Origin of the sequence: Mesorhizobium wenxiniae (genome assembly GCF_002284535.1) — a bacterium.
Lineage (GTDB): Bacteria > Pseudomonadota > Alphaproteobacteria > Rhizobiales > Rhizobiaceae > Mesorhizobium > Mesorhizobium wenxiniae.
This window is the reverse complement of the sequence record NZ_NPKH01000020.1, coordinates 171,948-198,551: the sequence shown is the minus strand read 5'-3', so window position 1 is coordinate 198,551 and position 26,604 is coordinate 171,948. Positions and strand designations below refer to the sequence as shown.

Here is a 26,604-nt window from a genome sequence, read left to right as displayed (position 1 = left end):
ATGTCGAAGGGCTCGATCCTTCTGGCCGCCGGCGGCACGGGCGGGCATCTCTTCCCGGCCGAGGCGCTGGCGCATGAGCTGATCAGGCGCGGCTGGACGGTGCATCTTGCCACCGATGCTCGTGCCGAGCGTTTTGCCGGCCAGTTTCCGGCCGCAGGCATCCATCCGATCCAGTCGGCGACGATGAGTTCGAAAAATCCTTTTGCCGTGCTTGCCGCCTTCTGGAAAATCTGGGGTGGCGTGCGGCAGGCATCCGCCGTGATCGGCCGGATCAAGCCAGCCGTTGTGGTCGGTTTCGGCGGCTATCCGACGCTGCCGCCGCTCTATGCGGCGACGCGGCGCAAAGTGCCGACGATGATCCACGAGCAGAACGCGGTGATGGGGCGTGCCAACCGGGCGCTCTCCGGCCGCGTCGATGCCATCGCTGGCGGGTTCTTGCCGGAAGATTCGAGCGCTGCAGGCGCCAAGACAGTGACGACAGGTAACCCGGTCAGGCGGCAAGTGCTTGAGGCGGCAAAGATCCCCTATGCGGCGTCGACCGGGAAGCAGCCGTTCCGCTTCCTGGTGTTTGGCGGCAGCCAGGGCGCACAGTTCTTTTCCGACGCAATGCCGGCTGCGATTGGAAAGCTTTCCGACGCGCAACGCAAGCGGCTGGTGATCACCCAGCAGGCGCGTGCCGACGATGTCGAGCGGGTGAAGGCGGCCTATGCCGCCCTTGGCGTCGAGGCTGAGGTATCGCCCTTTTTCACCGACATGGCGGCGCGCATGGCTGCGGCGCATCTTGTGATGTCGCGGTCCGGCGCATCGACCGTATCGGAAATCGCGGTGATTGGCCGGCCAGCGCTGCTGGTGCCCTATCCGCACGCGCTCGACCACGACCAGGCAGCCAATGCCGCGGCATTAGCAGCGGCAGATGGCGCCGAAGTGCATCCGCAATCCTCGCTCTCGCCCGAGCGCATCGCTGCGCTCGTCGGCGCGTTGATGGACGATACGGAGCGGCTGACCACAATGGCAGCGGCGGCGAAATCGGCCGGAAAACCGGACGCGGCACGGTTGCTCGCCGATCTGACAGAGGCTATTGCGTCGAAGAAAAGCGTATCGGCATTCAGGAAGGAGACGCACGCATGAAGATGCCGCAGACGATAGGCCTCGTGCATTTCATCGGCATCGGCGGTATCGGCATGAGCGGCATCGCCGAGGTGCTGCACAATCTCGGCTATAAGGTGCAAGGATCCGACCAGGCCGACAGCGCCAATGTGCAGCGGCTGCGCGACAAGGGCATCGAGTGCTTTGTCGGTCATCACGCCGATAATGTCGGCGAAGCCGAAGTGGTTGTCGTCTCGACGGCGATCAAGAAATCCAATCCGGAGCTGAAGGCGGCGCGCGAGAAACTGCTTCCCGTTGTCCGCCGTGCCGAGATGCTGGCCGAACTGATGCGCTTCCGGCAGGCGGTGGCCATCGGCGGCACGCATGGCAAGACGACGACGACCTCGATGGTGGCGACGCTGCTCGAAGCCGGCGGGCTCGATCCGACCGTGATCAATGGCGGCATCATCAATGCCTACGGCACCAACGCCCGGATGGGCGACGGCGAATGGATGGTGGTCGAAGCCGATGAGAGCGACGGCACCTTCCTGAAGCTGCCGGCCGAGATTGCCGTCGTCACCAACATCGATCCCGAGCATCTCGATCATTACGGCTCCTTCGACAAGGTGCGCGAGGCCTTTCGCCAGTTCGTCGAGAACGTGCCGTTCTACGGCTTCGGCGTCATGTGCACCGACCATCCGGAAGTGCAGGCACTGGTCAGCCGCATCGAGGACCGTCGCGTCATCACCTATGGCGAGAACGCGCAGGCCGACGTGCGTTTCACCAATCACCGCATGGACGGCCCGACCTCGGAATTCGACGTGGTGATCCGCGACCGCAAGACCCGCGGCCAGTCGACGATATCAGGCCTGCGCCTACCGATGCCCGGCCGTCACAATGTCGCCAATGCGACGGCGGCGATCGCCGTCGCGCATGAGCTCGGCCTTTCGGCCGAGGCGATCAGGAAGGGCCTGTCGTCCTTCGCCGGCGTCAAGCGGCGCTTTACCCGTACCGGTTCGTGGAACGGCGTCGATGTGTTCGACGATTACGGCCACCATCCAGTCGAGATCGCGGCGGTGCTGAGGGCGGCGCGCGACGCCACCAAGGGCCGCGTAATCGCCATTGCCCAGCCGCACCGCTTCACCCGGCTGCATGATCTGTTCGGCGAGTTTTCCGTCTGCTTCAACGACGCCGACACGGTGATGGTGGCGCCGATCTATGCGGCAGGCGAAGAGCCGATCGACGGGGTGACGTCCGAGGCATTGGTGTCGCGCATCCGCTCCGGCGGCCATCGCGACGCGCGCTACATCGAAGGCCCCGCGGCGATTGCGCCGGTTATCCGGGACCTGGCGAAACCAGGCGATTTCGTCGTCTTCCTCGGCGCCGGCAACATCACGCAATGGGCTTACGCGCTGCCCAGGGAACTCGGCGGTACCGCCTCATGATGCGTGGCCAGGCATTGATCGACAAGCTCGGCGGCCGGCTTGACGGCCTGCGCGGCCGCATTACGCCCAATGCCGAGATGGACAAGATCACCTGGTTCCGCGCCGGCGGGCTGGCCGACGCACTGTTCCAGCCGGCCGACGAGGACGACCTCGCCGCGTTCCTGAGGGCGGTGCCCGAGGAGATACCGCTGACCATCGTCGGCATCGGCTCGAATTTGCTTGTCCGCGACGGTGGCATTACTGGCTTCGTCATCCGGCTTTCGGCCAAGGGCTTTGGCGAAGCCGAAGTGATTGCGCCGACCACGATCAAGGCGGGCGCCGCCACGCCCGACAAGCGCCTTGCCGCTGTCGCCTATCAGGCTGGTATAGGCGGCTTTGAATTTTACCACGGCATTCCGGGTGCCGTCGGCGGTGCGCTGAGGATGAACGCCGGCGCCAATGGCGTCGAGACGCGCGAGCGCGTCGTCGAGGTGCGGGCGCTCGACCGCAAGGGCGACCTGCATACGCTGAGCAACGCCGATATGGGCTACGCCTATCGCCATTCGGCAGCCCCTGCCGGGCTGATCTTCACATCGGCTGTGTTTGAAGGGGTCTTGGCAGACAAGGCCGCGATCAAGGCGGCAATGGACGCCGTCCAGCACCATCGCGAGACCGTGCAGCCGATCCGCGAAAAGACCGGCGGCTCGACCTTCAAGAATCCGGAGGGCACCTCGGCCTGGAAGGAGATCGACAGGGCGGGCTGTCGGGGGCTGATGATCGGCGGCGCGCAGATGTCGCCGATGCATTGCAACTTCATGATCAACACGGGAACCGCGACCGGCTACGACCTCGAATATCTCGGAGAGACCGTGCGCACGCGCGTGCTCGAACGGTCGGGCATCCGGCTGCATTGGGAAATCAGGCGCATCGGTAATTTTCGGCCGGGGCACGAGGTCCAGGAATTCCTCGGACAGTTGCTCTAAGGGCTCACAACACAGTTTTCGCTGCCCTTTTTGCGGAAAGTGAATCTCTCGGAATCGTAAGGACTTGCCAGCGATTCAACTCTCTGATTCTCTGCCCTGAAGCGTTTCCTGATTTGAGTCGTTTCGACGCGTCACCAGCGTTTTTTTCGTCAGGGCAACCTGCCGGGAGGCTCGGGGACTCGATGTTGCGGAAATCATGGGGGCGGGGACTGCTCCGAGCGTTTGAGTGTGTGGCCCTTTGGGGGCATGTGAGATGCAGACCCACCGTAAGAGGGCCCGCCGTGAGAGGGAATGACGGGAAATGAAAAGCAAGCACGTGGCCGTCCTTCTGGGTGGATTCTCGTCCGAGCGGCCCGTGTCTTTGTCTTCGGGGAAAGCCTGTGCTGACGCGCTCGAGAGGGAAGGCTACCAGGTCACTCGCGTCGACGTCTCTCGCGATGTCGGATCGGTGCTGGCTGAGCTCAAGCCTGATGTTGCCTTCAATGCGCTGCATGGCCCTTTCGGCGAGGACGGCACCATCCAGGGCATCCTCGAATATCTTGCCATCCCCTACACCCATTCCGGCGTGCTCGGCTCGGCGCTTGCCATGAACAAGGAACAAGCCAAGAAGATCGCCAAGTCCGTCGGCATCCCGGTTGCCGAATCGAAGGTGGTTAATCGCTTCGCCATCCAGAACAAGCACCCGATGAAGCCGCCCTATGTCGTCAAACCGGTCAATGAGGGATCGAGCTTCGGCGTCGTCATCGTGCACGAAGGTCAGTCGCATCCGCCGCAGGTCATCGGTTCATCCGACTGGAAGTATGGCGATACCGTCATGGTGGAGCGCTATGTGCACGGGCGGGAATTGACCTGCGCGGTAATGGGCGACGTGGCTCTCGGGGTGTGCGAGATCATACCGACCGGCCATTCCTTCTACGACTATGATTCAAAATACGTCGCGGGCGGATCAAAACACGAATGCCCTGCAAAAATTTCACCGAATATTTACCAAAAAATACAGACACTGACGCTCAAGGCTCACCAAGCTATCGGCTGCCGGGGCGTTTCCCGGTCGGACTTCCGTTATGATGATCGACACTCCGAGAACGGTGAAATTGTCTGGCTCGAGATCAACACTCAGCCGGGCATGACGCCGACATCCTTGGTGCCTGAAATCGCCGCGCAGGCGGGACACTCGTTCGGCGATTTGTTGAGTTGGATGGTGGAGGACGCTTCGTGTCTGCGTTGAAGTGGGGACAGGGCAAGGGGAAGGGCGCGGCCGGGCCGACGCTGTTCGGTGTGCCGTTGTCGTTCGACCATTTTGTGCTGCCGCGTCTGCTTCGCCGGCCGGCGCGCGTGCTGGCGCGCCTGGGCGAGGGCGACTTCGAGGTGCCGCCGTTTTTCGCAGCCATGCTGTCGGCGGCGCTGCTCGTATCGGGCAGTGCCTATGGCGCCTATCTCGGCGGACATGTCGACGGTGTCGTCCAGGGCATTACTGCCCGCACCGGCTTTGCCGTCGACCAGATCAAGGTCGTCGGCAACCGCGCAACCTCCGAGATCGACATTCTCGACAGGATGCAGCTCGATGGCTGGACGTCGCTGATCGGCTTCGATGCCGAAGCCGCGCGGGGCCGCATAGCCACGCTGCCCTGGGTCGAGGTTGCGGCGGTGCGCAAGGTCTATCCGCACACGCTGGAGGTGCGCATCGAGGAGCGTGAGCCTTTTGCGCTCTGGCAGCAGGGCAACAAGCTTTCCGTCATCGAGCGGTCCGGCGCCGTGATCGCGCCATTCTCCGGCGGCAAGCAGTCGCTGCTGCCGCTGATTGTGGGCACCGGCGCGCCGGCCAAGGCGCCGGATTTCCTGGCCAGGATCAAGAAATATCCAGAGCTTGCCGCACGGATCAAGGGCTATATCCGCATCGGCGAACGGCGTTGGGACCTGAAGCTGGAAAACGGCATCACGGTCAAGCTTCCCCAGGATGGCGAGGACCAGGCGATCGCCGATCTGGTCAGGATGGACCGAGAGAACGGGCTGCTGACGCGCGATATCGCCGCCGTCGACATGCGCCTTTCCGATCGCCTCGTCGTCCAGTTGACGCCCGAGGCGGCGACGCAGCGTCAGGCCGCGCTTAATGAAAAGCCGAAAATGCCGAAGCGCAAGGCGGAGACGAAGATATGAGCTGGCTTGGCGGCAACAGCGATGCCTCGTCGCGCCGGTCCGGCATCATGACGGTGCTGGATGTCGGCTCGAGCAAGGTCTGCTGCGTGGTGGCCAAGCTCAAGCCGCGCGAGGACGGCATGCTGCTGCGCGGGCGCTCGCATCGCATCCAGGTGATCGGCATCGGCCACCAGAAATCGCAAGGCGTGAAATCGGGTGTCGTCATCGATCTCGACAGGGCCGAGCACGCCATCCGTCTTGCCGTCGATGCCGCCGAGCGCATGGCCGGGCTGACCGTCGATTCACTGATCGTCAACATGACGGCAGGCCGGCTGAAGAGCGAAAGCTTCTCGGCAACCATCAACCTCGGCGGCCATGAGGCCGACGAGGCCGACATCAAGCGTGTGCTTGCCGCCGGCGCCAAGCAGGCGCTGCGGGCCGAGCGCGAGGTGATCCATTCGCTTCCCGTCGGCTTTTCGCTGGACGCCGAGCGCGGCGTGCGTGATCCGCGCGGCATGGTCGGCGACCAGCTCGGCGTCGACATGCATGTGCTGACGGGTGATGCGGCACCCTTGCGCAATCTGGAGCTTTGCATCAACCGTTCACACCTCTCGGTCGAGCGCATGGTGGCGACCCCCTATGCCAGCGGGCTTGCCGCACTGGTCGACGACGAACTCGAAATGGGCGCGGCCTGCATCGACATGGGCGGCGGCACCACGACGATCTCGGTGTTTTCGGAAGGCAAGTTCGTTCATGGCGACGCCATCGCCATCGGCGGCAACCACGTCACACTGGACATGGCCAAGGGCCTGTCGACCTCGCTCGACGCCGCCGAGAGGCTGAAAGTGATGCATGGATCGGCGCTGCCCGGCAGTGCCGACGACCGCGACCTGGTCTCGATACAGCCGATCGGCGAGGATGGCGAGGTGCCCCTGCAGATACCGCGTTCGGTGATGACGCGCATCATCCGGGCGCGCGTCGACGAGACGCTCGAACTGTTGCGCGACCGGCTGAACAGGTCCGGCTACGGCAACGCCGTCGGCAAGCGCGTCGTGCTGACCGGCGGCGCCAGCCAGCTTTCCGGCCTGCCCGAGGCAGCGCGCCGCATTCTCGGACGCAATGTGCGCATCGGCCGTCCGCTCGGTGTGGCGGGCCTGCCGGAGGCGGCCAAGGGGCCGGCTTTCTCGACGCCGGTCGGGCTTCTGATCTACCCGCAGATGGCGAATTTCGAGAGCCATCCGGCGAAGGGAATTTCTGGTCTCAGGATGACCGGAACGGGCGGAAAACTGCATCGAATGAGTCAGTGGTTGAGAGACAGTTTTTAAATTGACGGGGACAGCCCCATAGGCGGCCGCAGCGGCGAAGCGGCGGGAAAGGCAAAGGACGGAGACAATGACCATCAATCTGCAGAAGCCGGATATCACCGAGCTCAAGCCGCGTATCACCGTGTTCGGTGTCGGCGGCGGCGGCGGCAATGCCGTCAACAACATGATCACTGCTGGCTTGCGCGGCGTCGAGTTCGTGGTCGCCAATACCGACGCGCAGGCGCTGACCATGTCCAAGTCGGACCGCCTGATCCAACTCGGCGCGCATGTCACCGAGGGCCTGGGGGCGGGATCGCAACCGGAAGTCGGGCGCGCGGCGGCGGAGGAATGCATCGACGAGATCGTCGACCACCTCTCCAACACCCATATGTGCTTCGTCACTGCCGGCATGGGCGGCGGCACCGGCACGGGGGCCGCGCCGGTCGTTGCACGTGCTGCGCGTGAGAAGGGGATTCTCACCGTCGGCGTCGTCACTAAGCCATTCCATTTCGAAGGCCAGCGCCGCATGAAGACGGCGGATCTGGGCATCGAGGAATTGCAGAAATGCGTCGATACCCTCATCGTCATCCCTAACCAGAACCTGTTCCGGCTGGCCAATGACAAGACGACCTTCGCCGACGCTTTCGCCATGGCCGACCAGGTGCTCTATTCCGGCGTCGCCTGCATCACCGACCTGATGGTCAAGGAAGGGCTGATCAACCTCGACTTCGCCGACGTCCGCTCGGTCATGCGCGAGATGGGCAAGGCGATGATGGGGACGGGCGAAGCTTCCGGCGAGGGCCGCGCCATGGCCGCCGCCGAAGCCGCGATCGCCAACCCGCTGCTCGACGAGACCTCGATGAAGGGCGCCAAGGGCCTGTTGATCTCGATCACCGGCGGCCGCGACCTGACCCTGTTCGAAGTCGACGAAGCGGCGACCCGCATTCGCGAGGAGGTCGACCAGGAGGCCAACATCATTCTGGGTGCGACGTTCGACGAGGACCTCGAAGGCGTCATTCGCGTCTCGGTGGTCGCCACCGGCATCGACAAATCGGCGGCCGAAATCGCCGCCGCGCCGATCGCCATCCGCACGGCTCCGCCAAAGCCGGTCAGTCGCCCGGCCGCTCCGGTCACGGAAAACCGTCCGGCGCCTGTCCAGCAGGCGGGCTACGAGCCACGCGCCGTCGATCCTGTAGCAGAGGCAATCCAGCTCGCCGAGGCGAATGCCGCGGCGATGGCGCGTCCCGCGCCAGCTGCCCAGGCGGAAGATTTTCGTCCGCAGAGCAAGATCTTCCAGGCTCCGCCGGCCCAGCCGCAGCCGATGGTGCAGCCAATGGTTCAGCAGGCGATGCAGCCTGCCCCGCAGCGTGAAGTGCTTCAGCCGGCAGCCGCAGCGCCCCAGCGCATGCCGCGCGTTGAGGACTTTCCGCCGGTGGTTAAAGCCGAGGTGGAAGCCAAAAGCCGTCCGGCCGACCACGAGAACAGCGGACCGATGGGACTGCTCAAGCGCCTGACGAACGGCCTTACCCGCCGCGAAGAAGAGCCCGCACGACTGCAGCCGGCGCAGCCGCGCGAGCCGAAACTGCGCCAGGCGGCACCCGAGGTGCGTCGCCTTGCCAGCCAGGATCCGCAGCTTTACGCGCCACGCCGCGGCCAGCTGGACGACCAAGGCCGGCTGACGCCGCACAGCAGGGCTGTCCAAGAAGACGATCAGCTGGAGATTCCGGCGTTCCTGCGCCGCCAGGCGAATTGATCTGTTAACGGTCCGTAACAGTTATTAACAGGCAGACAAAGAGTTGTTTGCCTGTTAATCTTAAAAGCGGTTGCAAAACAAGGTGTTACGAGACTATACCCGCTCCGGATCGCGGTTACACAAAGTAAGAAACCGTGATTTGGAGACTTCCTGCCGGGCAACTATCTTCGCCCGAGCAATGTCGGTTTGCTGGGATTCGGGGAAGTGGCCCTGCCTGCCGATCAAAGAGCCGCGCCCTCGGGCTGATGAAGCGGACGAAGGCAGTATGGGCTATGGGGTTTGTTTTGCACGACTATCAGACGACACTTAAATCGCGTGCGACGCTGACCGGCACCGGCGTTCACAGCGGCAATTCCGTTACCGTTCATTTTCTGCCGGCAGACGCTGATACAGGTGTCGTGTTCCAGCTTTCGAATGGAAGCGAAGACCGGGAGTTCCGTGCGCTCGTTTCCGAGGTCGGCGCTACCGATCTGTGCACCATGCTCGGCGATCCGGCAGGCGAGCACATCGCCACCGTCGAACATCTGATGGCCACGCTTTTCGGGCTCGGCATCGACAATGTCGTCATCGAGATCGACGGCCATGAGGTTCCGATCCTTGACGGCAGCGCCATGGCGTTCGTAGAGGCTATCGACCAGGCGGGCATCGACGCGCTGCCGGTCAAGCGCCGCTATATCCGGTTGGTCAAGCCGGTTCGCATCGAGAACGGTGCCTCCTGGGCGGAGTTCAGGCCCTATGACGGCACGCGCTTCGAAATCGAGATCGATTTCGAAAGCCCTGCGATCGGCCGTCAGCTCTTCGCATCCGACATGAATGCCGACATTTTCCGCCGCGATATCGCGCGGGCCCGTACCTTCGGTTTCATGAAGGACGTCGAGCGGCTGTGGGCAGCCGGCTATGCGCTCGGCTCCTCGCTGGAAAACTCCCTGGTGATCGGCGACGACAACCGCGTGATCAACATGGGAGGCTTGCGCTATCCCAACGAGTTCGTGCGCCACAAGACGATGGACGCCATGGGCGATCTGGCGCTGGCCGGCGCCCGGTTCATTGGCTGCTTCCGCTCCTATCGCGGCGGACACAGGCTGAATGCGGCAGCGCTGCGCCGCCTTTTGTCGGACCGTTCGGCGTTCGAGATCGTCGAGACGACACGCCGCGAGCGCGGTCGTACCGCCGAGATGAGCGCCGTCTATGCACCTGTCTACGCACCCTGGATGATCTGATTCTTAACGTTTTTCGGGTTCTATGGCCGCCGGCGTGTGTTGCATGAATGCACCATTGGCCGGCGAAATCACGCAAGTGTGCGGGCTGCGCTAGGCTGCCACAAAAATGTGCGATTGGCCGGAGATAGCGTTGCCGGGCACGGCGATTGTGGTTATGCCTGCTGCCGACGACTGAAATGACGCCGAAAGGGCGGAATCCAATCATGTTCTTCAAGCGAATTGGTCAATCGAAAGCGCCGCATCGGGCTGTTTTCCTGGCGCTTTCGGTGGTTGTTCCATCGCTGTCCCTGTCGGCCTGCATGTCGTCCGAGAAGGATGTCGACCTGTCGACCTATGTCGAGCAGACCGAGCCGGCCGACGTTCTCTACAATCAGGGCCTCGCCAATCTGAATGCCGGGCGCCTGCAGGAGGCGAGCCGCAAATTCAGTGCGGTCGACCGCCAGCATCCCTATTCCGAATACGCCCGCAAATCGATGGTGATGGGCGCCTTTGCCGACTATCGCCAGGGCAACTATACCGAGGCGATCGGTTCGGCCAAGCGCTATCTCACGCTCTATCCGTCGACCGACGACGCGGCCTATGCCCAGTACATCATCGGGCTCAGCTACTACCGGCAAATCAGGGATGTCACCCAGGACCAGAAGGAAGCGCGTCAGACCGTGCAGACGATGCAGGATCTGGTGACGCGCTGGCCCGATTCCGAATATGTCGACGACGCCAAGGAAAAGATCCGCTTCGCCAACGACCAGCTCGCCGGCAAGGAGATGCAGATCGGCCGCTACTATCTCGAGCGCCGTGAATACATCGCCGCCGTCAAGCGGTTCCGCGTCGTGGTGGAGACCTATTCCAACACGCGCCATGTCGAGGAAGCGCTCGCGCGCCTTACCGAAACCTATTATGCGATGGGGCTGACATCGGAAGCGCAGACTGCCGCGGCTGTGCTCGGCACCAACTATCCCGACAGCGTGTGGTACAAGGATTCCTACAAGCTCCTGCAGACTGGTGGGCTCGAGCCGCGCGAGAATGCGGGCTCGTGGATCGCCAAGGCCGGGAAGCTGATCACCGGCGCCTGAGCGGCGCGTCACCATGCTTTCCAGACTGTCGATCCGCGACATCGTTCTGATCGAGAAGCTGGACATCGACTTCTCGTCCGGTCTTTCGGTGCTGACCGGCGAAACCGGCGCTGGAAAATCCATCCTGCTGGACGCGCTGTCGCTGGCGCTTGGCGCCCGCGGTGACGCCTCGCTGGTGCGGCATGGCGCGGCACAGGGCCAGGTCATCGCCGTGTTCGACGTGCCGCGCAACCATCCTGCCCGCATGCTGCTTGCCGATAACGCTATCGAGGACGATGGCGACATCATTCTGCGCCGCGTGCAGACGGCGGATGGCCGTACTCGCGTCTTCGTCAACGACCAGCCTTCCAGCGTGACACTGATGCGCGACGTCGGTCACGCGCTGGTTGAGATCCACGGCCAGCATGACGAGCGTGCCCTGGTCGATCCCGGCGCCCATCGCGAATTGCTGGACAGCTTCGGCGGTCATCTCGGCGCTGTGCGGGCGACCGGCGAGGCATGGCGGCACTGGCGGGCGTGCGAGCAGGAATTTTCGCGACATCGCGCCAAGGTGGAAGCGGCCGCCCGCGAGGCCGACTATCTGCGCGCCGCGGTCGCCGAATTGACGAAGCTCGACCCCCAGCCCGGCGAGGAAGCCGACCTTGCCGAACTGCGTGCCTCGATGATGCGAGCGGAAAAGATCGCCTCGGAAATCCATGACGCGCAAGATGTGCTCTCGGGCCCGTCCTCGCCCTTGCCGCAACTCGCCAGCCTGTTGCGGCGACTGCAGCGCAAGGTGACCGAGGCACCCGGCCTGCTCGAAGACGTGGTCAAATCGCTTGATGAGGCGATGCTGTCGCTCGACGCGGCACAGTCGGGGGTGGAAGCGGCACTTCGCGCCACCGAATACGATCCGCGGCGGCTGGAACAGGCCGAGGAGCGGCTGTTTTCGCTGCGCGCCGCCTCACGCAAGCACAGCGTGGCGGTGGACGATCTGGCGCAATTGCGAGACACGATGGCCGCCGATCTCGCCGATCTCGACGCCGGCGAGGAGCGCCTGCACGGGCTGGAGAAGCAAGCTGCCGCCGCGCGCGAGACCTACGACATTTCGGCGGCACAGCTTTCGTCGCTTCGCCATGCGGCGGCGATCGGCTTGACCAAGGCGGTGATGGCCGAACTGCCGGCACTGAAGCTCGAACGGGCAGCCTTCATCGTCGAGATCGCAAGTGAGGCCGAGAGCCGCATGGAAGACGGCATCGATCAGGTCGAGTTCTGGGTGCGCACCAATCCCGGCACAAGACCGGGCCCGATGATGAAGGTCGCCTCCGGTGGCGAACTTTCTCGGTTCCTGCTGGCGCTGAAGGTGGCGCTGGCCGACCGCGGCTCGGCGCCGACCTTGGTCTTCGATGAAATCGACACCGGCGTTGGCGGCGCGGTGGCGGACGCCATCGGCCAAAGGCTGGCGCGGCTGTCGAAGCGCGTGCAGGTGCTTTCGGTTACGCACGCGCCGCAAGTGGCGGCACGCGCGGCGACGCATTTCCTGATCTCCAAATCGGGCGAGGCCGATCGTGTCGCCACCGGCATTGCCGAGATGGACCGGGCGGAGCGCCAGGAAGAGATCGCGCGGATGCTTGCCGGGGCGACCATCACCGACGAGGCGCGTGCGGCTGCCGAGCGTCTGCTGCGGGAAAACACCGCAGCATAGCAAGCTCATGCTCGGCGTTGTGGATCGAGTCAGGATGTGGCTCCATCCCGCTGTTCAGGAATGATTTTCTCGTCCCGGTCTCTCCCTCATGGGAGAATCCTGTTCTATTGTGTCGCGCCACCGGGAAGGGAGCAATGCATGGCCGAAAAACCAGTTGATTCGCTCAGCGAAAGCGAAGCCGCAAGCGAGCTAAAGCGGCTGGCGGCGGAGATCGCCGAGCACGACCGGCGCTACCACACCGAGGACGCACCTGTTATAACGGACGCGGAATATGACGCGCTAACGCAGCGCAACCTCGCCATCGAACAGCGCTTCCCCGCTTTGGTGCTAGAGGATTCGCCATCGCGCCGAGTGGGCGCGCCACCGGCGGAAGGCTTTGCCAAGGTGCGCCATGCGGTGCCGATGCTCAGTCTTGCCAAGGCCTATACCGACCAGGATGTCGCCGACTTCATCGAACGCGGCCGGCGTTTCTTTAATCGCGACAAGGATCTGGACATTGCGTTCACGGCTGAGCCGAAGATCGACGGGCTATCGGCTTCGCTGCGTTATGAAGGCGGTGTGTTCGTGCAGGGAGCAACGCGCGGTGACGGCGCCGTCGGGGAGGACATCACCGCCAATCTCAGGACAATCGCCGACATCCCCAAGCACCTGAAAGGCTCGGGCTGGCCTGATGTGATCGAGATACGGGGTGAGGTCTATATGACCTATGCGGAGTTCGAGGCTTTGAAGGAACGGTCGGCGGCGGTTGGCGGCCAGGACTATGTCAATCCGCGCAATACGGCGGCCGGATCCCTGCGTCAGAAGGATCCGTCCGTTACCGCCAGCCGCAACCTCAAGTTCTTAGCCTACGCCTGGGGCTACACGTCAGAGGATCCCGCTCCGACGCAATACGATTCAGTGCAAAAATTCGCTGAGTGGGGGTTCAAGATCAGCCCGCTGATGGTGCGGGCGAAGTCGGTCGACGATCTCGTCGCGCACTATCACCTGATCGAGGCCCAGCGCTCGTCGCTCGGCTACGACATCGACGGCGTCGTCTACAAGGTGGACCAGTTGGAATTGCAGCGCAGATGGGGTTTCGCCACTGGCGAACCACGCTGGGCCATCGCTCATAAATTTCCTGCCGAACAGGCAATGACGACCGTGCTCAGGATCGACATTCAGGTCGGCCGCACCGGCACCCTGGCGCCCGTTGCACGGCTTGCGCCCGTCACGGTTGGCGGCGTGGTGGTCGAAAATGTCACGCTTCACAATGAAGACTACATCAAGGGTCTCGACAGCAACGGCCAGCCAATCCGCGACGGCTGTGACGTGCGTATTGGCGACACAGTCGTCATCCAGCGGGCGGGCGACGTCATTCCGCAGATCGTCAGCGTCGTTATCGACAAGCGCCCCGCTGATGCCGTGCCCTACGAATTCCCGCACACCTGTCCAATCTGTGGCTCACCCGCAACGCGCGAGATCAACGAAAAGACCGGCAAGGAAGATTCGCGCCGACGCTGCACCGGCGAACTGATCTGTCCCGCGCAGGCCGTGGAAGGATTGCGCCACTTCGTGTCACGTGGCGCCATGGATATCGAAGGCCTGGGCGCCGAAAACATAGACCTGTTCTTCAATGCGGGATTGATCAAAACAGCCGCCGATATCTTTACTCTTAGGGATCGCCGTCCCGCCGTGACCAAGGCGCTGGCTGAGCGGCGCGAGGAGCAGGCCAGGCAGCGCGAGGCCGCATCGGGCAAGACGCGCAAGAATGTGCGCGGTGTGGAGGAACGCAACTACGAAGGGCTCGACAAGCTGTTCGCCGCCATCGACGCTCGCCGCGAACCGGAACTCGATCGCTTTATTTTCGCGCTGGGTATCCGCCATATCGGCGAGACCACGGCCGCTGTACTTGCCCGAACCTTTTCAACCATTGAGGAGTTGATCCGCATCGGCAAGGAGACTGCGGCGGCGGCCGATCCACACACCGTTTTCCCATCGATCAATGGCATCGGCGACACGGTGATAGGCGCGCTTCGCGATTTCTTCGGCAATGAACGCAACGACGACGTGCTTGAAGCCTTGCTCGCGCAGGTCCACCCGAAGCCGTACATTGTGAACGTCTCAGCCGGCAGTGCGGTCGCCGGCAAGACGATCGTGTTTACAGGCACGCTGGAAAAGATGACACGCCCCGAGGCCAAGGCGATGGCTGAACGTCTCGGCGCGAAGGTCGCCGGCTCAGTCTCTGCGAAGACCGATCTCGTGGTGGCAGGCCCAGGGGCCGGTTCCAAGCTGAAGGACGCGACCAAATTCGGCATCGAGGTGATCGATGAGGACACTTGGTTGCAGCGGATCGGCAAAGGAGCATGATGGCCGCTGCATTTAACGGTTTCGGCCAAAAGGCCATTCCCCTTCTCAAGGCACTCGATTTTCATCAGAGCCGGGAGTGGTTTCTGGAAAACCGCGACCTCTTCGAACGCGAGCTGCGCGATCCCTTCGGCGATTTGATCGAAACGCTCTCCGAGCGCTTCACGGCAGCGGGGCTGGGTTTGCGCGGCGATCGCAAGAAGTCGCTGTTCCGGATCAATCGCGACGTGCGTTTCGCCAGGGACAAAAGTCCTTACAACCGGCATCTGTCGGCGATCCTTTCGCCTGACGGCACCAAGATGGAGCAGGGGGTATTCTTCGTCCATATCGGGCTTGAGCGCTGCTTTGCCGGCGTTGCCTGGTGGCAGCCCGGGCCGTCGCTGTTGCTGGCGATGCGCAACGCCGTCGCGACGCGGCCGGGCGAATTCCGGGCGCTCATGAAGTCGTTGAAGAAAAACCGTCTCGAACTCGATGCGGAAGGTTGCATGAAGCGAGCGCCACGCGGCTTCGAGCATGTCACGGAGGCCGATCTCGCGGCGGCCACCCGCAACCGGCATTTCGCCGTCCGGCACGAAATCGACCCTGCGGGAATCTATGGGCCGGCATTGGTCGACGAGCTTGTCGATTTCGCCTTGCGGGCCAAGCCGCTGCTCGACTGGGGCAGGGCGATTGAAGGCCAGGTCGAGTAGACTGGCTGCGTTCCAGCAATCATTTCCGCTGATGATTGGCTCAAGCGAATTGGTGTGACAAGGCTGGCGGCGCTCCCTACATACGGCCTTTCCCCAAGGAGTGGCTGATGTCGGCGGAAGCAGACTCCGAAAATCACGCAAAAAGCGATTTCTGGCAAGGCGTGCGGCTCAGCTTGCCCGTCGTGGTGGCGGCGGCGCCTTTTGGACTGCTGTTCGGGGCGCTTGCCGTTGACAACGGTTTTTCGGTGCTGGAAGCCTTCCTGATGAGCGCCATGGTTTTCGGCGGCGCCAGCCAGATGGTCGGCATCGAATTGTTCGGGCAGCATGTCGCGCCATGGCTGATCGTGCTGTCGATCTTCGCCGTGAATTTCCGCCATGTGCTCTACTCGGCGGGTATCGGCCGCCGCATCGCGCACTGGCCGCTGGTGCAGCAGGCCGTCGGCTATTTCATCCTGACCGATCCGCAGTTCGCGGTGGCCGAGCGCAAGGCGGAGGCCGGCGAGACGGTCGGCTTCGCCTGGTATATGGGGCTTGGCCTGCCGGTCTATGTGTTCTGGGTGACCGAAAGCGCGCTCGGCGCGGTGTTCGGGAAGCTCATTCCTAACACACATGCGCTGGGCATCGACTTCCTGCTGCCGATCTATTTTCTCGGACTGGTCATGAGCTTTCGCAAACGGCCGCTGTGGCTGCCGGTGGTCGTCGCCAGTGCTGCTGCCTCCATCATCGCCTACAAAACGGTAGGCTCGCCCTGGCACGTCTCCATTGGCGCCGTGGCCGGCGTGCTGCTCGCGGTCATCCTGCCGCCGCACCACAGTGGTGTGGAGGCGCGGCCATGAGCACAACCTTGTGGATCATCATCGCCGGTGCGATTGCGACCTATCTGACCCGCATCGGCGGGCATCTGGTGATCTCGCGCTTCGAAAACATCCATCCGCGCGTCGAGGCCGGGCTGAACGCCGTGCCTGCCGCGGTGCTGACGACGCTGGTGGCGCCCGCGGCGCTTGGCGCCGGGCCGGCGGAATGGGCGGCATTGATCGTCGCCGGGCTGGTCTCGCTGCGCGGCGGGCTTATGGCGATGTTTTTGGCCGGCGCCGCTGTGCTGGTCCTCGCCCGCCAATTCGTCGGGTAACCGGACCGGCTGAGACACACGCGCCGGTCTTCAAATCAGGCCTTTCATGACATGCGGCACGTCGTCTAGCGGTGGGACTTTGCCCTTCATATCATCACGTAACGAACTCCGGTTTCTGAAGGTGATCTGCCGCCGACGCGAGCCGTCAACAGATCACGATATTGTAGGCCACTCAGGCGGTCTTGGTCTTCCTTTGGCTCAGAGCGGCTACAAGCGCCTCTGCTGCCTCACCCGATGACGCCGGGTTCTGACCGCTGATGAGCTGGCCATCGACTACTGTGTGCACGCCCCAGTCATTGACCTTGGAGAAGACCGCACCGAGGCTGAGAAGCTCGTCTTCGACCAGGAACGGCACGACCTTCGTGAGACCTACGGCCTCTTCCTCGCTGTTGGTGAAGCCGGTGACGTAGCGTCCTTGAACAAACGGGGTGCCGTCGGGATTGGTCACGCGATGCAGGACGCCCGGTGCATGACAAACGAGAGCGATCGTCTTGCCGGCCGCGATGAAGGCTTCGATCAGCTTGATCGAATTCGGATCTTCGGCCAAATCCCACAAGGGGCCATGGCCGCCGGGGTAGAAGACCGTATCGAAGTCCTTCTGGTCGACGCTGTCCAGGCGCTCAGTTTCGGCGAGCTTCGCTTTGGCAACCTCGTCAGCGCTGAAGCGCCGCGTAAGGTCGGTCTGGAACATCGGCTCGTCGCTCTTCGGGTCGAGAGGTGGCTCGCCGCCCTTCGGCGAGGCGAGGGTGATCTCGGCGCCGGCGTCCTTGAAGATGTAGTACGGCGCTGCCAGCTCCTCGAGCCAGAAGCCGGTCTTCTTGCCGGTGTCGCCGAGAGTGTCGTGGGAGGTGAGTACCATGAGTACCTTCATTGTCGGATCCTTTCGTCAGATGATGCCGCGCCATGAGGCGTCGTAGCCGGTTGATTTGAAGCTCGATCAGCCTCAGCGGCCTGTCGACGAGCTAATAATGGCACTTGCCCACATATTTCAGAAATTTACTTATTTGATTTTAGATATTCATATGAGATTACATCTCGATGAGATACGATCTGAACCTGCTCCCGGTTTTCCTGGCTCTGATGGAGGAGCGCAGCGTGACACGGGCAGCAGTGCGACTGGGCATCACCCAGCCGGCGCTGTCCAATTCGTTGAACCGCCTGCGCGACACCCTGCGGGACCCGCTGTTCATCCGGGAAAGGTACGGCATAAAGCCGACGCAACTGGCCGAGGAGATCGCTCCAACAATCGAAGCAGCGCTGGCGCAACTGGACGATCTCATTTTGAACCAGCAAGAGTTTCAGCCAGCAAACGCCGAACGACTGTTCACGCTTGCGCCCAACAGCTACGTGGAGCTTGTGTTGATGCCGGCCCTCGTCGCGAGGGTGCGTGAGCTAGCGCCGGGTATCAAGCTCCGCATGACAGCATTTGGCAACGATCTCGCCGAGACCGGCGTCATTTCCGGCACCACGGCCATGGTGCTTGGCCGCATCGTCGATCCGCCGGACAACCTCGTCGTCCAGCATCTTATGGACGATGGGCTCGCCTGCGTGATGCGTAACGACCATCCCGACGTTCTAGACAGTATTTCCCGAGAACAGTATGAGAGGCTCAAGCACGTGAACGTGCTCCCGCCGGGCCGGCTGCGCGCGGGCCTCTTCCAGGCATTGGAGCAACAAAACCTTAAGCGAGAGGTCGCCGTTTCTGTCACGCACTTCCTTGCCGTGCCTGAGATGCTTGCCGTAACGGATTACTGCGCAACGCTGCCGAGCCTTATCTGTCGGAGCCTTGAGCGCGATCCTCGCCTGAAGGTACTACCGACTCCCGTCGATCTCGGCACCTTCCCAGTGCAGATGGCTTGGCACGTTCGCTACCGCCACGACCCGGCCCACAGGTGGCTGCGTTCGATGATCGGCCAACTGGCAAAAGAAATGACTTCGGAAGAGACTTAGGATGGCTTTCTGTATTCGTTGCTGACCCACCGCCCTTCAAAATCAAATCTTCTGGTCGTGCGGCAGCGGTGCGGTTGCCTTTTGCAGCCATGCCAGCGTCTCGCCGTCGAGCATTGGTCCGATCTCGGCCAGCACGCGGGCGTGGTATATGTCGAGCCAATGCAGCTCGTCGCGCGACAATAGGTCGGACCGCACCAGCCTGACGTCGATAGGCGCCAGAGTCAGTGTCTCGAAGCCGTGCATGGCGATGTCGCCGCCCTCTATCGGCTCGGCCGGCGTCACCAGGACGAGATTCTCGATGCGGATGCCGTAAGAGCCTTCCTTGTAGTAGCCCGGCTCGTTGGAAACGATCATGCCTGCCAGCAGCTTTTCGGTGCCGGTCCTGGCGATGCGCTGCGGGCCCTCGTGCACTGCCAGATAGGAGCCGACGCCGTGGCCTGTGCCATGGGCGAAATCGCAACCGTGTTTCCATAGAGCCAGGCGCGCCACAGCATCGATCTCGGAGCCGCGCGTGCCCGGCGGAAAGCGCAGCATGGAAATGCCGATCATGCCTTTCAGCACCAATGTGAAGCGTTCGCGCATTTCCTCGGTCGGCTTGCCGATCGGCACCGTGCGGGTGATGTCGGTGGTGCCGTCCTGGTACTGTCCGCCGGAATCGAGCAGGAACAGCTCGCCAGACTGAAGCTTTCGGCTGGTGGCACGGGAGACACGGTAGTGCATGATGGCGCCGTTCGGACCGGCGCCCGAGATGGTGTCGAAGGACAGGTCGCGCAGCGGCATCTGCGTTTCCTCGCCGGTGCTGCGGCGGCACTCCTCGAGCTTGGTGACGACTGCGATCTCGTCGAGCTTGCCAGGTTCCTGACGGTCGAGCCAGCAAAGCAGCTTGGCTACGGCGGCGCCATCGCGGCGATGCGCGGCGCGGGCGCCGTTGATCTCGGCCTGGTTTTTCGTCGCGCGTGGAATGCGGGCAGGATCAGGTGCAGTGATGACGGTGCCACCATTGTCCTCGACCAGCATTCTCAGTTTCTCCGCCGCCAGCACCGGGTCCAGCGCGATTCTTGCGCCACCCTTGGCCAATCCTGCCATCGCCGCTTCGAATTCACTGGGTTCGTGCAATTCGGCGAGCTGCGTCAGATAGGCCGCGACGGTCCGCGAAAACTTGCGCTGGTCCATGAAAAGTAGGTGCGACCCGTCGGCGGCGAGCACGGCGAAGCCGAGCGCCAGCGGCGTATGCGGCACGTCGCCGCCGCGGATGTCGAAGACCCAGGCGATGGAGGACGGGTCGGTCAGCACGGTATGGGTGGCGCCATCCTTGCCAATGGCCTCGGCCAGGCGTGCCAGCTTGTCCTTGGCCAGTTCGCCGGCAAACGCGATCGGATGGAGCTCGACCGGCGCCAGCGGTGGTTCGGGTTGGTCCTTCCAGATGGCATCGATTGGATTCTTCTCGAGCGGCACCAATGTCGCCCCCGATTTTTCGGCCGAAGCTTTCAGCGCCTTGACGTCGCCGATCGTCTGCAGCCACGGATCGAAGCCAAGCCGCACGCCCTTGCCGAGATTGTCCTTGATCCAGGGGGCGGGTGGATTGTCGACCAGGCTTTCGATCGAAAAGATGTCGAGATCGACCTCCTGGCGCACCTGCAGCGTGTAGCGCCCGTCGACGAACATGACGGCACGGTCGCCAAGCACGATGGCGACGCCGGCCGAACCGCTGAAGCCGGTCAGCCATCTCAGCCGCGCCGAGCGGTCGGCGACATATTCGCCCTGATGCTCGTCGGCACGAGGCACGATGAAGCCATCCAGCCCGTTGGCCGCCAGCCATTGACGCAGCAACGCCACACGCGGCTTGCCGACGGCGGGGTCGCCGGCGGAATCAAAGGTCTGGAACATCTGGCCTCTCCTCGGATGCTAGATGTGACCGGCGGACTTTCAAGTCGAACCGTGCCGCCGCTCACATCTAGCTTTCTGTTTGAGCATCGGGTTTTCCCAAAACCGGTTTTCCACTTTTGGGCCCGATGCTCTAGCGCGACCGTAGCGCATGACCCCGAAAATCGGTATCGACTTTTGCTGCACTGATCTTTGGTCCGGAGAAAATCAGCGCAAGATCAAAGTGCTACAGCGTCCGCCGCCTGGCAACCGGTGGGGTTTGGTCCAGCAACATCGCTTTTTCGCATAGACGCCATGCAGAATCAGCGATTTTCAAATAGGTCAGCAGACCTTACCTTTTCGATGTGGAGGAACGAGTCTTATTGCCCTGCAAAGGAGACCATCATGTCCACGATTTCAGCCAGACGCGGATTTTTCAGAAGTGCTGTGAACGCTCTCATCGAAGCGCGCCAGCGCGAAGCGAGCCGCTATGTGAGCGGCGTTCTGCTTGGTTTTGACGACGAAACGCTGAAAGCGCACGGCTACGATCGCGAAGAACTGAGAAAGACGGCAAGGTCGCGCTACGTCTGAGCGAATTTACGGCTTGCGATTGAAGGTGCTGCGCGTCACCGCTTGAGGTGGATCGTCACCCAGCCTTCGCGGTGCAACGTCCTGACATGGCGGAATTGCTGGCCGACATAGGCCGAAACCACGGCGTCGCGCTGCCGGTCGAGAATGCCTGACAGTACGATCGAGCCGCCCAGGGTGATATGCTTGGCCATTTCGGGCGCCAGCCGCATCAGCGGCCGCGCCAGTATGTTGGCGACGACGAGGTCGAAGGGGCCGCGCGCGGCAAAGATCGGATGGTGGAAGCCCGGCGCCGTCACCGTCTCGACGAGCGCCTTGACGTGATTGAGCCGCGCATTGGCGGCGGCGACTGTTATGGCGACCGGATCGATGTCGGTCGCCAGCACCGGGATATTGGCGAGCTTGGCCAGCGCGATGGCCAGCACCGCACTGCCGGTGCCGAGGTCGAGCGCGTTGCGCGGGCGCTCGCGCCGAACAACCTGTTCCAGCATTTCGAGGCAGCCGGCGGTGGTGCCGTGATGGCCGGTGCCAAAGGCGAGGCCGGCCTCGATCTCGATGGCGAGCTCGCCGCTGTGGCGCTTCCTGCGGTCATGCGCGCCGTGAACGAAGAAACGGCCGGCCCGCACCGGCTTCAGTCCCTCCAACGAACGCGTCACCCAGTCGATATCAGGCACGGGCTCCCGCCTAATCGGCATCGACAGGGTGAGCCCGGCAAGAATGTCTTTCACGCGCGCCTCGACGGCATCGACATCGCCGTCGGCATAGAGCGACACTTCGTGGACGTCGCGGTCCTCGTCGACCTCGAGCACGCCAATCGGCAGGCCCTCGTCTTCGAAGGCCGCTTCGAACGCCGCGAAGATACGGTCGGCCTCGATCTTTCCAGTGGTGAAATAAAGTCGCGCTTGGGTCATCAAACGATGCATCAACCTGCCGCGGCCAGCCGCTTGAGCTTGGCGACGGCGGCGTCCGGGCTTTCGCCATAGGCGATGGTGCCGGCGTAGTCACCCTTGGCGTTGAGCAAGAGCATCGTAGAACTGTGATCCATCGTATAGTCGCCGTCGCCAGTGTCGACCTTTTTCCAGTATATGCCGAAGGCCTTGACCATGGCATGGACCTTTTCCGGATCGCCGGTGATGCCAAGGATGCGGTCGGAGAAATTACTGATATAGGCGTTCATGATTTCGGGCGTGTCGCGCTCCGGGTCGACGGTGACGAAATAGGCGCGCAGGTTCTTGCCGTCGTCGCCCATCGTCTTTAGCCAGCCGGCCAGTTCGAACAGCGTGGTCGGACACACTTCCGGGCAATGGGTGAAGCCGAAGAAGATGACGCTGGGGTGGCCGCGAAAGGCAGCCTCGGTGATCGGAGCGCCCTTCTGGTCGACCAGGGTGAACGGCGCGCCGTATGGTTCGCCGCCAAAGCGGTCGCGGTACCACTCAAAGGTGAGCCACCCGATGCCCGCCGCCATCAGGACGAGAATGCCGACCAGTATTGAACGCATCATCAATTGGGTGTCCGTCGTGATTTCATTGCCGCCGTATCGGCGCAAAGCTTGTTCGGCGAACACTCTTAACGGTTTGATCTCACGCGCGCAAAGATGTCGCGTTGCCGCAACCGGCATTCCTGTCAAAAGGTGATCCGCTTGCAAAGCACTGCCGCCCGTCCCACCTGAGGTCGGCAAAACTCGAACCGCAGGAGGCTCCCCTTGCAAAGACTGATTGGGCGAAAACTGATCGGCGGCGCTTTGGTCGCATGCCTCGTCGTCGGTGCCGGCGCAGCCGCCGCTCAGGAGGTCGGCAAGGTCGGCGTCGACTGGCTCGGCAACGACATCATCGTCGAGGCGATCAAGGATCCGAAGGTCGAAGGCGTGACCTGCCACGTCTCCTATTTCGACCGCGGCGTGATTGATCGCCTGCAGAAGGGCAACTGGTTCGAGGATCCGTCCGATTCTTCGATCTCCTGCCGCCAGACCGGGCCGATCACCATCGGCGACATCGATATGAGCGAGGCCGGCGAGGAAGTGTTCAAGCAAGGCATCAGCCTGATCTGGAAGAAGCAGGTGGTGAACCGCATCTACGATAAAGCCAACGAGACCCTGATCTATCTGTCGCATTCGCGCCAGGTGCAGGACGGTTCAGCGAAAATGTCGGTCACCACGGTGCCGCTCTATGGCCAGAACGTGGTGTGGACCAACGACAAGCCGAAATAGGCTCTGGGACGATTGGTCCCCGCTTGCGGGACCAATCGCTCGGGCGTAAAGCCGCGGGCATGGACCGTCCCGAAAATCTTGTCCCCAAGGATCCTGAGCCGCGCATCCATCCGACAGCGGAATTGAAGGCGTGCAAGCTCGGGCGCTACGCCTCGATCGGCGAGCGGGTCATCCTGCGCGAGGTATCGGTCGGCGACTTCTCCTATTTCGAACGTCATGCCGAGGCGATCTACACGACCATAGGCAAGTTCTGTTCGATCGCCGCCAACAGCCGCATCAACGCGTTGGAGCATCCGATTGAGCGGGTGACCCAGCACAAGGTCAGCTATCGCCCGAACGAATATTTTCGCTGGCTGGGCGTCGACGGGGCGTTTCGGGAAAGGCGGCGGGCGAAGTCCGTCAGCATCGGCCACGACGTCTGGATCGGCCATGGCGCGGTGATCATGCCTGATGTGACCATCGGCAATGGCGCGATCGTCGGCGCCAACGCTGTGGTGACGCGCGACGTACCTGCCTACGCGATTGTCGCCGGCGTTCCGGCCAGGCAATTGCGCCAACGCTTCGCGGCGGACGTCGCCGCGCGGATCGAAAGCCTCGCCTGGTGGGACTGGCCGCCCGAGAGATTGGCCAAGGCAGTCCCCGACATGCAGACGCTGTCCATCGAGGCCTTCCTCGACGTCTGGGATAACGAAATACCCTGATCTTGCGGGGCTATGTCCGCGAAATCCCTCCGTGCAAGGGAACCCGGAGCGGATGCTGGTTGTTTCTCCTGCCATGATAGAAAAGCTTTTCACCAGGATCGCCAACTACGTTGCCCATCTCGCCGGTCTGCCGTCGACATTCGCCGTCTGTTTCCTGATCATTGTCGCGTGGGGGGCAAGCGGACCGATGTTCGGGTTTTCCGATACGTGGCAACTCGTCATCAATACCGGCACGACGATCGTCACCTTCCTGATGGTGTTCCTCATACAGAATACCCAAAACCGTGATGGCGCCGCGATCCAGGCGAAGCTCGATGAATTGATCCGGGTCAGCAAAGCCAAAAACAGCTTTATCGGTATCGAGCATCTGACCGAATCCGAGGTTCAGGAGATCCGCGAAAAATGTGAGCGCGCGGCGAAGCGGCATGACCGGCAGGTCGCCGATATGGCGGTCAAGAAAGCCGCGGCGCAAAAGCCCGGCTCGAAGACCCATGCGGCGTGAGCGTCAGCTTTCCATGAACGCCGCGAACGCTTCCTTGTGGTCCGGGTGCCAACGCGACAGAGCAGGGCGGTTTTCGATGATGTCGCCGATCGCCCAGGCCATGCGCTTTTCGTCCATGGGCCGTGTCGCCTCGTTATCGGGGCACAGGATGTAGAAGTCGCCACGCACCAGCGCGGCCAGCATGAAGTCGATCACCTGCTCGCCGGTCCAGGCGCCGGCGGGTTTTTCGGTCGCACCTTCGGTCAGGCCCGTATAGGTGAACCCCGGAATGAGCAGATGCGCAGCAACTTTTGCGCCGGGCTCGTTGCGCAGCGCGTGTGCCAGGCCTTCGGTGAAGGTCTTCACGCCTGATTTGGAGACGTTGTAGGCAAGGTTGCCGGGCGGCGTGGTGATGCCTTGCTTGGAGCCGGTGTTGACGATCAGGCCCGGCCTGCCGGTCGCCAGCATGCGCGGTGTGAAGGCCTCGACGCCATGAACGATGCCCCAGAAATTGATCTCCAGCAGCCGCTTCCAGGCGTCGCGGTTTTCCCAGGGCTTGCCGGGATTGTTGCCGACGCCGGCATTGTTCATCAACAGGGACACGCCGCCGAAGGCACCGAACGCCTTTTCGGCCAGCCGGTCGAGTTCGTCGGGCTTGGAAACGTCGGTGGCGACAGCAAGCACCGCGCTGTCGCCGGCAATCGTTGCAACGGCGCCGGCAGCCTCATCGAGCCGCGCGCCGCCGATATCGGCCAGCACGATTTTCAGGCCCATCGCCGCCAGTCGCTTGGCCGCGGCAAGGCCGATGCCGCTGGCGCCGCCGGTGATGACGGCAACGTTGCCGGAGGCAAGGGCAGGCAAAGCGCTCTGGATTTCGGCATCGGTGGTCATGGCTATAGCGTCCTCATTCAAGTTGCGCCGAACTTAACGCGGCGCGGGGCTCGCGCAAGCCCGCTTTGGCGTCCTTGGGTTGACCACATCGGCAGGCGCTGCGCATGCTGTCCGCGTAAGAAGGAGATTACCGATTGACCGACTGGATCGAGATCCTGAAAGAACAGACCGCCACCGGCGACCAGATGAGCCGCGAGGTGCCGCAAATGCTTGCCAATCCCGACATCAGCGAAGCGCAAGTGAAGACGCTGTTTTCGGCGCTCGAAAAGCAAGCGGAATTTGTCGAGAAGCTGCGCATGGCGCTGGAGAAATTCGGTCATGATTTTTCGGTGATCAAGGCGGCCGAGCGGCTTGAGGAGCGCTATGCCGACCTTGCGGCCTCGGTGGCGGAAAAGCTGAAGGCGATGCGAGGCTAGAGCGGAACGCATTCTTATTGAATGGGGCATCCTGCTCTATCTGTTTGTTTTAGCCGCATTTGTGCGACGCCAAGCGATTCCACTTGGCTGCAAAATGCTCCAGCAGGCCTATTTTTCGATCACCCGCTCGAAGCGCCTGTCCGGCACGAACCAGATCATGGCGACCAGGACGTAGATAGCGACGCCGATCCACTGGCTGATGAAGGTCAGCGGAATGGCGGCGATATAGAGGGCCAGCGAGATCCTTCCCTTGCGGTCGCTGCCCAGCGCCCTGGCAAAGGCGGTATCGTTGCTGTGCAACCGATGCAGCATGACGGCGAGGATGATGTAGGCGGCCGCGCACAGCGCGAGTTCGGCCCCGTAGACGGCGACCGGAACCGGCGCGAAATGGTTTTCGCCCATGAAGGCAGTGGTGACCGGCATCAGCGACAGCCAGAACAACAAATTGAGGTTCGCCCATAGCACGCGGCCGTCGACGCGCTGCACGGTGTGGAACATGTTGTGCAGATTGTTCCAGTAGATGCCGACATAGATGAAGGACAAGACATAGCTGAGGAAGACCGGCCATAGTGGCGCCAGGGTTGAAAAATCCTCGCCGTGCGGCACCTTCAATTCCAGCACCATGATGGTGATGATGATGGCGACGACGCCATCGGTAAATGCCTCGACCCGTCCCTTGCCCAT

26 protein-coding genes are annotated in these 26,604 nt (G+C 62.6%); 20 read left to right on the top strand and 6 right to left on the bottom strand.

Features of this window, described 5'->3' with window-relative positions:
• The 14 genes from murG to CIT31_RS11170 all read left to right on the top strand — a co-directional run bounded on the left by murG (position 1) and on the right by CIT31_RS11170 (position 16,824).
• Positions 1-1,128, top strand: coding sequence for an undecaprenyldiphospho-muramoylpentapeptide beta-N-acetylglucosaminyltransferase (gene murG / locus CIT31_RS11235; protein WP_095518655.1), 1,128 nt, complete (start codon positions 1-3; stop codon positions 1,126-1,128).
• On the top strand, positions 1,125-2,531 hold the full coding sequence (gene murC / locus CIT31_RS11230; RefSeq protein WP_095518654.1) for a UDP-N-acetylmuramate--L-alanine ligase: 1,407 nt from the start codon (positions 1,125-1,127) through the stop codon (positions 2,529-2,531). The genes murG and murC overlap by 4 nt, the downstream gene beginning before the upstream one ends.
• Positions 2,528-3,493, top strand: a complete 966-nt coding sequence (gene murB / locus CIT31_RS11225; RefSeq protein ID WP_095518653.1) for a UDP-N-acetylmuramate dehydrogenase — start codon at positions 2,528-2,530, stop codon at positions 3,491-3,493. The genes murC and murB overlap by 4 nt, the downstream gene beginning before the upstream one ends.
• 301 nt (positions 3,494-3,794) lie before the next feature.
• Positions 3,795-4,721: a D-alanine--D-alanine ligase gene (locus tag CIT31_RS11220; protein ID WP_065010308.1), complete on the top strand. Its 927-nt coding sequence runs from the start codon at positions 3,795-3,797 to the stop codon at positions 4,719-4,721.
• Positions 4,709-5,650 (top strand): cell division protein FtsQ/DivIB, encoded by a 942-nt coding sequence (locus CIT31_RS11215; RefSeq protein WP_095518652.1) that lies wholly within the window; start codon positions 4,709-4,711, stop codon positions 5,648-5,650. Before CIT31_RS11220 ends, CIT31_RS11215 begins: the two co-directional genes overlap by 13 nt.
• Entirely contained in the window at positions 5,647-6,954 is a 1,308-nt protein-coding gene (ftsA, locus tag CIT31_RS11210; protein ID WP_095518651.1) for a cell division protein FtsA, read from the top strand. The genes CIT31_RS11215 and ftsA overlap by 4 nt, the downstream gene beginning before the upstream one ends.
• Before the next feature lie 67 nt (positions 6,955-7,021).
• Complete coding sequence (gene ftsZ, locus CIT31_RS11205; protein WP_095518650.1) at positions 7,022-8,686, top strand: cell division protein FtsZ; 1,665 nt, start codon at positions 7,022-7,024, stop codon at positions 8,684-8,686.
• 272 nt (positions 8,687-8,958) lie between these two features.
• Entirely contained in the window at positions 8,959-9,906 is a 948-nt protein-coding gene (gene lpxC / locus CIT31_RS11200; RefSeq protein ID WP_095518649.1) for a UDP-3-O-acyl-N-acetylglucosamine deacetylase, read from the top strand.
• Between the two features lie 203 nt (positions 9,907-10,109).
• Positions 10,110-10,979: an outer membrane protein assembly factor BamD gene (locus tag CIT31_RS11195; RefSeq protein WP_095519325.1), complete on the top strand. Its 870-nt coding sequence runs from the start codon at positions 10,110-10,112 to the stop codon at positions 10,977-10,979.
• A 13-nt stretch (positions 10,980-10,992) separates the two neighbouring features.
• The gene (gene recN, locus CIT31_RS11190; protein WP_095518648.1) at positions 10,993-12,663 is read left to right on the top strand and encodes a DNA repair protein RecN; all 1,671 of its coding nucleotides are present in this window, start codon (positions 10,993-10,995) and stop codon (positions 12,661-12,663) included.
• A 138-nt stretch (positions 12,664-12,801) separates the two neighbouring features.
• On the top strand, positions 12,802-15,009 hold the full coding sequence (ligA, locus tag CIT31_RS11185; RefSeq protein ID WP_095518647.1) for an NAD-dependent DNA ligase LigA: 2,208 nt from the start codon (positions 12,802-12,804) through the stop codon (positions 15,007-15,009).
• Positions 15,009-15,695, top strand: a complete 687-nt coding sequence (locus tag CIT31_RS11180; RefSeq protein ID WP_095519324.1) for a DUF2461 domain-containing protein — start codon at positions 15,009-15,011, stop codon at positions 15,693-15,695. The genes ligA and CIT31_RS11180 overlap by 1 nt, the downstream gene beginning before the upstream one ends.
• Positions 15,696-15,802: 107 nt before the next feature.
• The gene (locus CIT31_RS11175) at positions 15,803-16,531 is read left to right on the top strand and encodes an AzlC family ABC transporter permease (protein ID WP_095518646.1); all 729 of its coding nucleotides are present in this window, start codon (positions 15,803-15,805) and stop codon (positions 16,529-16,531) included.
• Entirely contained in the window at positions 16,528-16,824 is a 297-nt protein-coding gene (locus CIT31_RS11170) for an AzlD family protein (RefSeq protein WP_077383210.1), read from the top strand. Before CIT31_RS11175 ends, CIT31_RS11170 begins: the two co-directional genes overlap by 4 nt.
• 172 nt (positions 16,825-16,996) lie before the next feature.
• Here CIT31_RS11170 and CIT31_RS11165 read toward each other — a convergent pair whose 3' ends face one another.
• Complete coding sequence (locus tag CIT31_RS11165) at positions 16,997-17,695, bottom strand: type 1 glutamine amidotransferase domain-containing protein (protein ID WP_095518645.1); 699 nt, start codon at positions 17,693-17,695, stop codon at positions 16,997-16,999.
• Between the two features lie 167 nt (positions 17,696-17,862).
• Between CIT31_RS11165 and CIT31_RS11160 the strand changes: the two genes are divergently transcribed.
• A complete protein-coding gene (locus CIT31_RS11160; protein WP_095518644.1) occupies positions 17,863-18,774 on the top strand; it encodes a LysR family transcriptional regulator in 912 nt (303 codons plus the stop codon).
• Between the two features lie 42 nt (positions 18,775-18,816).
• Here CIT31_RS11160 and CIT31_RS11155 read toward each other — a convergent pair whose 3' ends face one another.
• Entirely contained in the window at positions 18,817-20,661 is a 1,845-nt protein-coding gene (locus CIT31_RS11155) for an aminopeptidase P family protein (RefSeq protein ID WP_095518643.1), read from the bottom strand.
• A 381-nt stretch (positions 20,662-21,042) separates the two neighbouring features.
• Between CIT31_RS11155 and CIT31_RS11150 the strand changes: the two genes are divergently transcribed.
• A complete protein-coding gene (locus tag CIT31_RS11150) occupies positions 21,043-21,228 on the top strand; it encodes a hypothetical protein (protein ID WP_095519323.1) in 186 nt (61 codons plus the stop codon).
• Positions 21,229-21,263: 35 nt separating this feature from the next.
• Here the strand turns inward: CIT31_RS11150 and CIT31_RS11145 are convergent, their stop codons facing one another.
• Together CIT31_RS11145 and CIT31_RS11140 are read right to left on the bottom strand one after the other, a co-directional pair.
• On the bottom strand, positions 21,264-22,136 hold the full coding sequence (locus CIT31_RS11145) for a 50S ribosomal protein L11 methyltransferase (RefSeq protein ID WP_095519322.1): 873 nt from the start codon (positions 22,134-22,136) through the stop codon (positions 21,264-21,266).
• 11 nt (positions 22,137-22,147) lie between these two features.
• Positions 22,148-22,726 carry an SCO family protein gene (locus tag CIT31_RS11140; protein ID WP_095519321.1) on the bottom strand — a complete coding sequence of 193 codons (579 nt, stop codon included), beginning with the start codon at positions 22,724-22,726 and terminating at the stop codon, positions 22,148-22,150.
• Between the two features lie 210 nt (positions 22,727-22,936).
• Here CIT31_RS11140 and CIT31_RS11135 point away from each other — a divergent pair, with 210 nt between their 5' ends.
• The 3 genes from CIT31_RS11135 (at position 22,937) to CIT31_RS11125 (ending at position 24,634) form a co-directional block, all read left to right on the top strand.
• Complete coding sequence (locus CIT31_RS11135) at positions 22,937-23,431, top strand: CreA family protein (RefSeq protein WP_425350606.1); 495 nt, start codon at positions 22,937-22,939, stop codon at positions 23,429-23,431.
• A 59-nt stretch (positions 23,432-23,490) separates the two neighbouring features.
• Positions 23,491-24,132, top strand: coding sequence for a DapH/DapD/GlmU-related protein (locus tag CIT31_RS11130; RefSeq protein ID WP_029351421.1), 642 nt, complete (start codon positions 23,491-23,493; stop codon positions 24,130-24,132).
• 73 nt (positions 24,133-24,205) lie between these two features.
• Positions 24,206-24,634: a low affinity iron permease family protein gene (locus CIT31_RS11125; protein WP_165778411.1), complete on the top strand. Its 429-nt coding sequence runs from the start codon at positions 24,206-24,208 to the stop codon at positions 24,632-24,634.
• A 3-nt stretch (positions 24,635-24,637) separates the two neighbouring features.
• Here the strand turns inward: CIT31_RS11125 and CIT31_RS11120 are convergent, their stop codons facing one another.
• The gene (locus CIT31_RS11120) at positions 24,638-25,504 is read right to left on the bottom strand and encodes an SDR family NAD(P)-dependent oxidoreductase (RefSeq protein ID WP_095518641.1); all 867 of its coding nucleotides are present in this window, start codon (positions 25,502-25,504) and stop codon (positions 24,638-24,640) included.
• Between the two features lie 134 nt (positions 25,505-25,638).
• Here CIT31_RS11120 and CIT31_RS11115 point away from each other — a divergent pair, with 134 nt between their 5' ends.
• Positions 25,639-25,920, top strand: a complete 282-nt coding sequence (locus tag CIT31_RS11115; RefSeq protein WP_029351415.1) for a hypothetical protein — start codon at positions 25,639-25,641, stop codon at positions 25,918-25,920.
• 108 nt (positions 25,921-26,028) lie between these two features.
• Here the strand turns inward: CIT31_RS11115 and CIT31_RS11110 are convergent, their stop codons facing one another.
• Positions 26,029-26,604, bottom strand: a complete 576-nt coding sequence (locus CIT31_RS11110; protein ID WP_065010296.1) for a TMEM175 family protein — start codon at positions 26,602-26,604, stop codon at positions 26,029-26,031.